This is a genomic window from Gluconobacter cerinus, from assembly GCF_025961355.1.
Taxonomy (GTDB): domain Bacteria; phylum Pseudomonadota; class Alphaproteobacteria; order Acetobacterales; family Acetobacteraceae; genus Gluconobacter; species Gluconobacter cerinus.
The window spans coordinates 996,564-1,008,480 of record NZ_JAOQNM010000001.1 but is presented as its reverse complement, the minus strand read 5'-3'; the positions used below and the strand labels follow the sequence as shown (position 1 = coordinate 1,008,480).

At 56.9% G+C, this 11,917-nt stretch carries 9 protein-coding genes and 1 other RNA gene; 8 read left to right on the top strand and 2 right to left on the bottom strand.

What is annotated here, in order from left to right; genetic code table 11:
- The first annotated feature begins 12 nt into the window (after positions 1-12).
- The 4 genes from M2305_RS04665 to M2305_RS04650 all read left to right on the top strand — a co-directional run bounded on the left by M2305_RS04665 (position 13) and on the right by M2305_RS04650 (position 4,836).
- Positions 13-1,665, top strand: coding sequence for an electron transfer flavoprotein-ubiquinone oxidoreductase (locus M2305_RS04665; protein WP_264648704.1), 1,653 nt, complete (start codon positions 13-15; stop codon positions 1,663-1,665).
- A gap of 122 nt (positions 1,666-1,787) precedes the next feature.
- A complete protein-coding gene (locus M2305_RS04660) occupies positions 1,788-3,188 on the top strand; it encodes a sugar porter family MFS transporter (RefSeq protein WP_099210947.1) in 1,401 nt (466 codons plus the stop codon).
- A gap of 91 nt (positions 3,189-3,279) precedes the next feature.
- Positions 3,280-4,299, top strand: coding sequence for a type I glyceraldehyde-3-phosphate dehydrogenase (gene gap, locus M2305_RS04655; protein WP_264648703.1), 1,020 nt, complete (start codon positions 3,280-3,282; stop codon positions 4,297-4,299).
- A gap of 72 nt (positions 4,300-4,371) precedes the next feature.
- Positions 4,372-4,836, top strand: a complete 465-nt coding sequence (locus M2305_RS04650) for a DUF3465 domain-containing protein (RefSeq protein ID WP_211499846.1) — start codon at positions 4,372-4,374, stop codon at positions 4,834-4,836.
- Positions 4,837-4,882: 46 nt separating this feature from the next.
- On the opposite strand, the gene clpA is transcribed toward M2305_RS04650, so the two are convergent.
- Together clpA and clpS are read right to left on the bottom strand one after the other, a co-directional pair.
- Entirely contained in the window at positions 4,883-7,195 is a 2,313-nt protein-coding gene (clpA, locus tag M2305_RS04645; protein ID WP_264648702.1) for an ATP-dependent Clp protease ATP-binding subunit ClpA, read from the bottom strand.
- A 124-nt stretch (positions 7,196-7,319) separates the two neighbouring features.
- Entirely contained in the window at positions 7,320-7,748 is a 429-nt protein-coding gene (gene clpS / locus M2305_RS04640; protein ID WP_408871459.1) for an ATP-dependent Clp protease adapter ClpS, read from the bottom strand.
- A 247-nt stretch (positions 7,749-7,995) separates the two neighbouring features.
- Between clpS and M2305_RS04635 the strand changes: the two genes are divergently transcribed.
- From M2305_RS04635 to ffs, 4 genes are all read left to right on the top strand, one after another.
- Positions 7,996-9,051, top strand: coding sequence for a D-alanyl-D-alanine carboxypeptidase family protein (locus M2305_RS04635; protein WP_046900142.1), 1,056 nt, complete (start codon positions 7,996-7,998; stop codon positions 9,049-9,051).
- A gap of 86 nt (positions 9,052-9,137) precedes the next feature.
- A complete protein-coding gene (map, locus tag M2305_RS04630; RefSeq protein ID WP_046900141.1) occupies positions 9,138-9,941 on the top strand; it encodes a type I methionyl aminopeptidase in 804 nt (267 codons plus the stop codon).
- Positions 9,938-11,737, top strand: coding sequence for a gamma-glutamyltransferase (ggt, locus tag M2305_RS04625; protein ID WP_264648701.1), 1,800 nt, complete (start codon positions 9,938-9,940; stop codon positions 11,735-11,737). Before map ends, ggt begins: the two co-directional genes overlap by 4 nt.
- A 45-nt stretch (positions 11,738-11,782) precedes the next feature.
- Positions 11,783-11,879, top strand: an RNA gene (gene ffs / locus M2305_RS04620) — signal recognition particle sRNA small type.
- Positions 11,880-11,917: the final 38 nt, after the last annotated feature.

The following is an 11,917-nucleotide window of genomic DNA, read 5'->3' as shown; positions in this document are numbered from 1 at the left end:
AGGAGAAAGACCATGACTACGATCGAACGGGAAAGCATGGACTATGACGTTGTCATCGTCGGCGCTGGCCCTGCCGGTCTCTCCGCGGCGATCCGGCTCAAACAGAATGAGCCGGACCTCTCCGTGGTCGTACTGGATAAAGGGTCTGAAGTCGGGGCGCATATCCTGTCAGGCGCGGTCATTGATCCGTGCGCGCTGGATGTGCTGCTTCCGGAATGGCGGACCATGGATGCGCCCATCAACGTGCCGGTTAGGGAAGACAATTTCTTCCTGCTGACGGAAAAGAGCCAGATCCGCCTGCCGAATGTTGTGATGCCAAAGCTCATGGACAACCACGGGAATTACATTGTCTCGCTGGGGAATGTCTGCCGCTGGCTGGCACAGGTCGCAGAGGGTCTGGAAGTGGAAATCTTCCCCGGCATGGCGGCAAGCGAAGTCGTTTATGACGATCAGGGTCGCGTTACGGGTGTGGTGGCTGGCGAGTTCGGTAAAAACCCGGATGGAACGCCGGGTGATGCCTACGAACCTGGTATGGAACTGCGCGGGAAATACGTGTTCTTCGCCGAAGGTGCGCGGGGATCACTGGCTCGTCAGCTAATGGATCGTTTCGCGCTTTCCGAGGGCAAGGATCCGCAGAAATTCGGACTGGGCCTCAAGGAAATCTGGGAGATCGATCCCGCCAAACATCATGAAGGTACGGTCACACACACCATGGGGTGGCCGCTGAACAGCAAGGCGGGTGGCGGGTCCTTCATCTACCATCTCGACAACAATCAGGTCTGCGTCGGGTTTGTCGTCCATCTGGGCTATGAAAACCCGTATCTGGACCCCTACCGTGAGTTTCAGGAGTTCAAGCACCATCCGATGGTGGCCGAACTTCTGAAAGGCGGAAAACGCGTGGCTTATGGTGCGCGTGCGCTATCCGAAGGTGGTTGGCAGTCCATTCCGAAAGTGACTTTCCCTGGCGGCGTTCTGCTCGGGTGTTCCGCCGGACTTGTGAATGTTCCGCGCATCAAGGGCAGTCATAACGCCATTTTCTCCGGCATTGCCGCTGCCGATGCGGCCCTCGCTGCGTTAGCGGCTGGGCGCGCTCAGGACGAACTGACGGATTATGAGGAAGAACTGCGAAACGGCCCTGTCGGGACAGACTTAAAGGCCGTCCGTAACGTCAAACCTCTGTGGGAGCGGTTTGGCCTCTTGGGCGGTGTTGCGCTCGGTGGTCTGGATATGTGGATGACAACTCTGACCGGACACTCTCCCTTCAGAACGCTCGGACATGGAAAGTCCGATGCCGCGGCAACAGGGTTGGCTGCCAGTTTCAAGCCGATTGAGTATCGCAAGCCGGACGGGCAACTCAGCTTTGATCGCACCACAAATGTGGCGTTTGCCTTCACCAACCACGAAGAACGCCAACCCTGCCATCTGACACTCCGTGATCCATCCATCCCAATCCAGGTGAACCTGCCGCTCTACGCTGAGCCTGCCCAGCGTTACTGCCCGGCGGGCGTGTATGAGGTTCTGCGTCCAGAGAATGAACAGCCACGGCTCCAGATTAACTTCCAGAACTGTGTGCATTGCAAAACCTGCGACATCAAAGATCCAAGCCAGAATATCGTTTGGACAACGCCGCAGGGAGGTGATGGACCGAACTATCCAAACATGTAAACTCAAATAAAAAGAAATATAACTCGTCTCTTTTATTTGATTTTACTTGAATAAACAACCTGAGAACATGCTGCGTTGAAAGACTATTCCCATAATGGGAATCTGAATTAAGGAATAAGGCAATGAGTGGCATCGACCTTTCGGCACCACCGCCGCCAGTGTCTCTGAATGGTAAAAGTGTCCTGACGGCAATTCTGGCTGCTGTTGCGGGTCTGATGTTTGGTCTCGATCTGGGTGTGATTTCAGGGGCTCTGAAATTCATCGGTCTGGAATTCAACGTCACGGACTTCGGCAAGGAGTGCATCGTCTCATCGATGATGGTTGGTGCGGCGGTAGGTGCTGTCTGCGGTGGGCGCCTGTCCTATCTCTTTGGCCGGAAGCGCCTGCTGCTGTCTTCAGCTGTCCTGTTTGTTCTCGGGTCGCTGCTGTGCGCGCTGGCAACGTCCGTCACGCTGCTGATTGTGGGGCGTATGGTGCTTGGCGTGTCTGTTGGCATCGCAAGCTTTACCGCTCCACTTTACATCTCCGAGATTGCGCATCAGCACTACCGTGGGTCTCTAATCTCAGTTTACCAGCTCATGATTACGGTCGGGATTTTTGTAGCGTTCATCTCTGATGCGCTGCTGGCTTATTCCGGGTCATGGCGCTGGATGCTCGGCATTGTCGCTATTCCAGGCGTCGTGTTTCTGCTTGGCGTTCTGCTGCTGCCTGACAGTCCCCGTTGGCTCGTATTGCGGGGCCGTAAGGACGAAGCCTTTACGGTTCTGCATCAGCTGCGTGGCCATGAAGGCGACGCACGCGCCGAGATCTCGGACATTGAAGAGCAGCTTGCGCAGATTGAAGGTGGCTACGGCCTGTTCAAGGCCAACGCCAATTTCCGCCGCTCTGTTTTTCTGGGCATCCTGCTTCAGACCATGCAGCAGTTCACGGGCATCATCGTGGTGATGTACTACGCCCCCCGCATCTTCGAAGTCGCAGGTTTTGGCGATAACGCAGCCATGTGGGGCACGGCCATTGTCGGTCTGGTAAATGTGCTGTCGACGTTCATTGCCATTGGCTTCGTGGACAAATGGGGCCGTCGCCCCATGCTGATTGCCGGCTTCATTATCATGACGATCGGCATGGCTTCAGTCGGGACGCTGCTTTACTTCGGAACCGGTAATAGCGAACTTGCGCGATATGGCGCAGTGATCATGCTCTTGGCCTTCATCGTCGGATTTGCGTTCTCTGCCGGTCCGCTGGTGTGGATCCTGTGCTCGGAAGTTCAGCCCATCAAAGGGCGTGATTTCGGCATTGGTTGCTCCACCTTCACGAACTGGGTCACGAACATGATCGTCGGCCTGACGTTCCTGACGCTCCTGAACACCATCGGGAATGCCCAGACCTTCTGGATGTACGCGGCGTTCAATGCGTTCTTCATCTACCTCACCCTGAAATTTGTGCCTGAAACCCGCGGTGTTTCTCTTGAGCAAATCGAGCGGAATCTGATGGCGGGCAAGCCACTCAACCGGATCGGTCTGTGATCCTGCCCCTCGGCACGACTGTCCCGGCGCTTTCACACCTGCCGGGACAAACCGCCTTTGCGGCGGTTTTCCCTGACGGAGACCAAAGACAATGACAGTAAAGATCGCCATTAACGGTTTTGGCCGTATTGGCAGACTGGCCCTTCGCAGCATTCTTGAAAGCGGCCGGGATGACGTTGTGCCCGTCGCCATCAATGGCCCTGGGTCCGTTGAAGACAAGATTCACATGCTGACATATGACAGCGTGCATGGCCGCCTCCTAGGGGAAGTCCACGTCGAAGGCGATATGCTGACCCTGACCCATAACGGGCGGTCTTACGGTCCCATTCGTATTTCATCCGAGCGTGACCCGTCGAAGGTGCCATTTGACGGTGTTGATGTAGCCCTTGAATGTTCCGGCCTGTTCACCACCAAGGAAAAAGCCTCCACGCTTCTTCAGGCCGGTGCCCGGAAAGTCCTGATTTCAGCGCCTGGCACGGATGTGGACGCAACCATCGTCTACGGCGTGAACAATGACATGCTGAAGCCGGACATGACGGTCATTTCCAATGCCTCCTGCACAACGAATTGTCTGGCGCCGCTCGTGAAAGTGCTCGACGACAATTACGGTATCGAGTGCGGATACATGGTGACGATCCACTCTTTCACCGGAGACCAGCAGATCGTTGACCGGCGGCACAAAGACCTTCGCCGTGCCAGAGCCGCCTCGCTCAACATGGTGCCTACGTCCACGGGAGCGGCCAAGGCAATTGGTCTGGTTCTGCCGCACTTGAAGGGTCGGCTGGATGGCACGTCCATTCGCGTGCCAACGCCCAATGTTTCGCTGGTATCGTTCGACTTTCTGTCCCGCCGTCCACCGGAAACAGCCAAGGACGTCAATCGCGTCATGCAAGAGGCTGCTGCGGGCCCCTTGAAAGGTGTGCTGGCCTATAGCAGCGCGCCCTTGGTTAGTAGCGACTTCAACCATTCACCCGCATCTTCGAATTTTGACGCCACGCAGACGGCCATCATGGAATGTGGTCGAATGGTTCGCGTCTGCTCATGGTATGACAATGAATGGGGCTTCTCGAACCGTATGATCGATACAGCTGTTCTGTTCGGTACCCTGTAAACGGACGACGGCATTTGTTTCAGGATGTGTTTCGGCGCATAAAAGCACTTTCCTGACTGGAGAGTGCTTTTGATGATGTCCCGTCTGAGACTTCTGGCTGCAATGGCGTGTTTTGGTGCGCCACTTCCTGCTCTGGCACAGGCGATAGCGCCGATGCCGGCAAGCTGTGACAATGCCAAATTCCTGAGTGACCAGCAGACCTTCGAGCAACGTGGCGCCACCCGGACGGATCTTCCCGAGCATATTTGCGGGCGCGTCATCGCCATTGCACCCCATGCGAAGCGGACCCGCAGCGGATGGCATGGCTATTTCTACCTGGATGTAGGGCAGGGCGTGTCCATCCGGATTGTCTCCGGGCTTGATGAAATGACTGCCCCACAATGGCCCTGGGTGCAGAAGGGCGACACCGTCGAGGTTCAGGGGCGGTACTACTACGACAGCCTGCGCAAGCAGGGGATTGACTGGACGCATCACGGCACCAGCCGCAAATGGCCGTGGCCCGGCTATGTGACCGTCAACGGACACCGCTACGAATAAAAAAAGCCCGTAGGAATGTCCTACGGGCTTTTTCGTGACGGGCGGCCTAGTTGGTCGCTTCGTCTTTCTTCTCGGCGCTGCTGTCGCCTTTGACGCCGGTCCCTTCGATGATCTCGAAGTCCAGTACGTCGTTCTTGAGGCCAATCTTGACGGCCCCACCTTTGGCCAGTCGACCGAAGAGCAGTTCTTCGGCCAGCGGCTTCTTGATGTGCTCCTGAATGACGCGTCCCAGAGGACGTGCGCCATACAGGCGATCATAACCCTTCTCGGCCAGCCATTCCTTGGCGGCAGAGGAGATTTCGATCGTAACGTGACGGTCAGCCAACTGGGCTTCGAGCTGGAGAACGAACTTCTCCACCACGCGGCCCACGGTTTCCGGCGTCAGGTTAGCGAACGGAATGATCGCATCCAGACGATTGCGGAACTCAGGCGTGAAGGTGCGTTTGATTGCCTCTTCATCCTCACCCGCACGGCTGGTCCGGCCAAAACCGATCGCTTCCTTGGACAGGTCAGCCGCGCCCGCATTCGTGGTCATGATCAGGATCACGTTGCGGAAATCGACTGTCTTGCCGTTGTGGTCTGTCAGGCGGCCATGATCCATGACCTGAAGCAGGACGTTGTAAAGGTCCGGATGGGCCTTTTCGATTTCGTCCAGCAGCAGGACGGCATGAGGATGCTGGTCAATTGCATCAGTTAGCAGTCCGCCCTGATCAAACCCGACATACCCTGGAGGAGCGCCGATCAGACGGGAGATCGAATGACGCTCCATGTATTCGGACATGTCAAAGCGGATCAGTTCGATGCCAAGAGACGACGCCAACTGACGTGCAACTTCCGTCTTACCGACGCCCGTGGGGCCTGAGAACAGGTAGTTGCCAATCGGCTTCTCAGCATCGCGCAGGCCCGCACGGGACAGCTTGATTGCCGCAGCCAGTGCGTCAATCGACTTGTCCTGCCCGAACACCATGTTCCGCAGATCCCGCTCCAGGTGGCGCAGGGTCTCGCGGTCATCCGCCGTGACGCTCTTGGGTGGGATGCGGGCGATCTTGGCGATTGCATCTTCCACATCCCGCAGCGTCACGGTCTTGCGGCGCTTGTTCTCAGGCACCAGCATCCGCGCCGCACCGACTTCGTCAATAACGTCGATGGCTTTATCGGGCAGTTTGCGGTCATGCACATATCGGGCTGCCAGTTCGACGGCGCCACGCAGGGCTTCGTCGGTATAGCGAACCTTGTGGTGCTTCTCGTAGCTGCCCTTAAGGCCGCGCAGGATCTTGATCGTGTCCTCGACTGACGGCTCAGGGACGTCAATCTTCTGGAAGCGCCGGACTAGTGCACGGTCTTTCTCGAAGTGCTGACGGAACTCCTTGTATGTCGTGGAGCCAATGCAGCGCAGCGTGCCTGCAGCCAGAGCTGGCTTGAGCAGGTTCGATGCATCCATCGCACCACCAGACGTCGCGCCCGCACCAATGACCGTGTGGATTTCATCAATGAACAGGATCGCACCGGGCGTCTGGTCCATTTCTGTCACGACAGCCTTGAGGCGTTCTTCGAAATCACCGCGGTAACGTGTCCCAGCTAGCAGGGAGCCCATGTCGAGAGAGTAGATCGTGCAGTCCTGCAAGACTTCAGGCACGTCTTTCTCAACAATACGCTTTGCCAGGCCTTCCGCGATCGCAGTCTTGCCGACGCCCGGGTCACCCACATACAGCGGGTTGTTTTTGGTGCGGCGGCACAGGATCTGGATCGTGCGCTCGATCTCCTGATCGCGACCAATCAGTGGATCGATCCGCCCTTCACGGGCACGGTCGTTCAGATTGACGCAATAGGTCGCAAGTGCCCCGTCCTTGGCTGTTTCCTTGCGCTCTTCACGCTCGGAATTATCCTTGGATGCCGCGGCAGCCTTACGGCCAGCGCCACGGTCCGGCGCTTTGGCGATGCCATGCGAGATGAAGTTCACGGCGTCGAGTCGCGTCATATCCTGCAATTGCAGGAAGTACACGGCGTGGCTTTCACGTTCCGCAAAGAGCGCAACGAGAACGTTGGCACCCGTAACTTCATCGCGGCCTGTGCTTTGCACGTGAATGGCCGCGCGTTGAATCACGCGCTGGAAAGCCGCCGTTGGTTTTGGTTCTGTCGGACGGTCGGATGCAAGACCGGCAAGGTCCTTGTCCAGAAAGTCCGTCAGATCCGAGCGCAGCTTTTCGAGGTCAATTCCGCAGGCGCGGAAAACCGTCAGTGCGTCGGCGTCTTCTGTCAGAGCCAGCAGCAGATGTTCGAGGGTGGCATACTCATGACGCCGATCACCTGCGAATGTCAGGGCGCGGTGGAGCGTCTGTTCGAGCGTACGGGACAGCATAGGGTGGCGCTCCTCTCGACCTCTCGTGGAAGAGGTATCTTGTCGTGGTGCAACACGTAACGCCAGTCAGAAACGTAAGGCTGAACAAGAAATTGTCCGATGCCTGTATGACTGTGGCGGGAAATCAGTCTTTTTCGATCGTACACTGAAGCGGATGCTGGTTCTGGCGGGCCAGATCCATAACTTGAGCGACCTTGCTCTCCGCAACTTCGTAGGTGAAGACGCCGCAGACCCCTACGCCCCGCTGATGCACATGCAGCATGATGGTGGTGGCTTCTTCCCTGTTCTTGGAAAAAAACCGTTCCAGCACGTGCACGACAAACTCCATCGGTGTGTAGTCATCGTTGAGCATAAGAACCTTGTACATCGACGGCTTGCGCGTTCGTGTACGAGGGCGAACGACAACGCTGATCTCAAGATCTTCGTCATCGGGCAGGCGTGGATTTGTCGGACCTTTTGGGTCCGATGATCCCGGCCCCATCCTGACTGGTCCCAAAATGGACTCGGCTTCAGAATGGGAGGTGGCTGGTGAAGGGAGATCGTAAGAAGACATGACTGGTATGATATGGGACGCTTCCCCCGACTTGAGAAGGGGGTAAGGAGGAGTACATTTCGTGAATATCGCCATCTTCCTGACATGTTCTGGTCGGGTTTGGGTCATGCTTACGAAAAATTAAGCAAACTGCCCCAAACCTTGTGGACGGGCGCTTTTTGTTGCGCCTAGAGTAACGGGATTAAGGACTGCGTTAAACAGTCCGATGTTTCCAGCGTTCAATGTTTTGTTCAGAGGCTGCCACATAATGCGTTTCCCTGTCCGCAAGGCCCTTCTGTTATGCGCTCTGACTGCAGTTGGTGCGGGCTCTGCCAAGGCACAATACGCAGGCCACACGTCCAGTTTCGTGATGGATGCACATTCAGGCGCCGTTCTGTCCCAGTCGGACGCCGATCTTCAGCGGTATCCTGCATCCCTGACAAAACTCATGACGCTGTATCTGACCTTCCGTGCGCTGGAAGCACATCAGATTACGCTGGATCAGGAAGTTCCGGTTTCCATTCATGCTTCCATGCAGGCTCCGTCCAAGCTCGGGCTGGTTCCGGGCACCCGGCTGACCGTTGAGCAGGGCATTCTGGCGCTTGTCACCAAGTCAGCGAATGATGCTGCGTGCGCTCTGGGTGAGTTCCTGGGTGGCGGCGACGAAGTCCGTTTTGCTCAGCTCATGACGCAGCAGGCGCGTGCGCTGGGCATGGCCAACACGACGTTCCGCAACGCCTCCGGTTTGCCTGACCCTGATCAGGTTACGACAGCGCATGATCTAGGGCTTCTTGCACAGCACCTGATCAACGATTTTCCGCAGTATTATCACTATTTCGGTGTGCCTTCCTTCTATTTCCATCGTCATCTGGTTCCCAACCATGATCCGATGCTGAAAATCTATTCGGGCGCTGACGGCATGAAGACGGGTTACACCGATGCTGCGGGGCGAAATCTCGTCACGTCTGCCATTCGTGGAAATGTTCGTCTGATTGGTGTGGTGCTCGGGTCTTCCTCGAATGCGCGTCGGTCCATGGAAATGGCGTCCATTCTGGATGATGGTTTTGCTTCAGAAGGCGTCGCGCCACAGCCTCTCCTTCATCCGGTCGCTCCGCGCACTGTCATGATCGCGTCTGCGCGTCGTGGTGGTCGTTTCGCTCATCATGGGACGATGGTTGCATCCAGCCGTCCTGTTGAAGTGGCGGATGCGCCAACGTCACCACGTCGTTATGGGCGTGTTGCGCATCATGCTGTCTCGGTTCGCATGGTCAGTGCGCACCATGTTGCTGCCCATCACAAGGCAGGTCGTCACCCACGCGGGTGAAAAACTCGCCTCCGTGCCTTGCGATCCGCTCGTGACGGTCGCATTTTGTCCCGACCAGTTTTGAGATTGAGGATCGGGCGGTAGACATGGATGATAGTTCGCGTGGGATTGTTCTTTATGACAGTGAAGATTTCAAACATCTAAGAACGGTCGGTCATCTTGCAGCGGCAACGCTGGATATGATCACCGAGCATGTGCAGCCGGGCGTTACGACGGAAGAACTCAACACTCTTATTCATGAGTTCACTCTGGCTCATGGTGCCACGCCGGCTCCCCTGAATTATCATGGCTTCCCGAAATCCTGCTGCATTTCGATCAACCATGTTGTGTGTCACGGCATCCCCGGTGAGAAGAAGCTGGCCAACGGCGATATCGTCAATATTGACGTCACGTCCATTCTGGATGGCTGGTACGGGGACAATTCCCGGATGTACATCGTCGGTAAGGCCCCCAAGAAAGCTGAAAAACTGGTTGAGGTGACGTATGAGTCCCTCATGCTTGGTATTGAGCAGGTCAAGCCAGGCAAGACGCTGGGCGATGTTGGTCATGCCATTCAGGCCCATGCGGAAAAGAACCGCTTCTCCATCGTGCGCGATTTTTGTGGGCATGGCATCGGCCGGGACTTCCATGCCGCTCCGAATGTTCTGCATTACGGAAAGCCAGGGCAGGGCGTAAAGCTCGTGCCGGGAATGGTTTTCACCATTGAGCCGATGCTGAATATCGGCAAACCTGAAGTGAAAATTCTTGATGATGGCTGGACAGCTGTCACGCGTGACCGGACGCTGTCTGCACAATTCGAGCATATGATTGGCGTGACGGACGACGGGTGTGAAATCTTCACGCTGTCCCCGAAAGGTTACAACAAGCCCCCATACGGAGCTGGCGCATGAAAAAACTCTTTGCCCTGATTGTCGCGGGCCTGACGGGGGGCACGGCGCTGGCTGCTCCCACGGCAGCCCCTTTGAGCTCTGCCCATGATCCACTGGCCTTTGGCCCGGATCATACCTCTCCGGGCGTTCTGGTCTCTGGCAAGCATGGCATGGTGGTTTCTGCCCAGCATCTCGCTTCTGATGCTGGTGCCAAAATCCTGGCGGAAGGTGGCAATGCCATCGACGCTGCGGTGGCCGTTGGCTATGCGCTTGCTGTCGTTTATCCCGCTGCAGGGAACATCGGCGGTGGCGGCTTCATGACGATCCGCCTGAAATCCGGGCAGACAGTGTTTGTGGACTTCCGGGAGCACGCCCCGGGTGCTGCGACAGCCACCATGTATCAGGATGCGTCTGGCAAAGTCATTCCGGGGCTTTCAACGGAAGGCTGGAAAGCAGTTGCCGTTCCGGGGACGGTCGCAGGCTTGGACACGATCCTTCAGAAGTGGGGGCGTTTGCCGCGGGCAAAAGTCATGGCCCCAGCCATAGCGCTCGCCCGTGACGGGTTTGTGCTCAATGAAGGCGACGTGCAACTTCTCGACACGTCCACAAAGTATTTCCGTCAGGACCCATACGCACGTTCTATTTTTCTGCGCCAGGACGGATCGTCCTTTCAGCCTGGAGACCGGCTGGTTCAGAAAAATCTGGCCAATTCTCTTGAGCTGGTCGCCAAGAATGGTCCGAAAGCGTTTTACGAAGGTCCGATTTCCGCTGAAATCGTGCGGGCCAGTGAAGAAGGTGGTGGCCTTCTGAAGCCGTCAGATTTCACGAACTATCATATCCGGTTTCTTGAGCCGATCCGCTGCACCTATCGTGGGTACATGATCGACACGGCCCCCCCTCCGAGCGGTGGTGGCATCGCGCTATGCGAAATTCTGAACATTCTTTCCGGCTACGATATGCACGCCCTTGGCTTGCACACGGCGGCGTCTGCGCAGCGTGAAATTGAAGCCATGCGACATGCGTACTCGGATCGACGCGATCTTGGGGACCCGGCATTCGTCAAGAACCCGATCGAACATCTGAATGATCCTGCATATGCCGCACAGGTCAGGGCAGGGATCCCGCTTGATCGCGCCCTGCCGTCCAGCACTCTCCGCGCAGGTGAAGCGCTGCCGGTTAAGGCTGACCAGGCTGCTTCCGACACGCAGGAAAAGCACGAGACGACCCAGTTCTCGGTATTGGACAAGAGCGGCATGGCCGTTTCCGCGACATATACCCTGAACGGGTGGTTCGGCTCAGGTGTCATGGGTGGCAACACCGGCATCTGGCTCAATGACGAGATGGATGATTTCTCGGCCAAGCCGGGCGCATCCAATATGTTTGGGATTGTCGGTTCAGAAGCCAACGCCATTGCGCCGGGCAAGACACCGCTGTCATCCATGTCACCGTCGATTGTCTCCAAGGATGGCAAGGTGATTATGGTGATCGGCAGCCCCGGTGGTTCCCGCATTCCGACGATCACACTCTCGGCCATTCTGGGCGTGCTCGATTACGGACTGGACATCCGGCAGGCCGTGGATCTGCCGCGAATCCACGAGCAGTGGGAGCCGTCTGCTGTGGAACTGGAACCAGGTGCCTTGACGGACGACGTTATGGATAAGCTGAAATCTGAGGGATATGCGCTGTCTCTGCACCGCCCATGGGGTGTGGCAGAAGGTATTCTTGCGGACCGTCCAAGCCTCTCTGCACATAAAACCGGGCTCATTTATGGGGCTGCTGATCCGCGTCATGCAGGGGGTGAAGCCGCGGGTGAATGATAGGGGGTTGTCAGACACCCCTATCTCTGTGTTAGGAGAGCGCCGGGAGGTCGGCTTTGGACGGATACCTTGCCAACCCGGTCAGGTCCGGAAGGAAGCAGCCGCAGTGAGTTTTATCCGGGTTAAATGTCCGGCCTCCTACCTAGTGCAGCCTGTAGGCGCGGCAGTTTTACTGCTAGG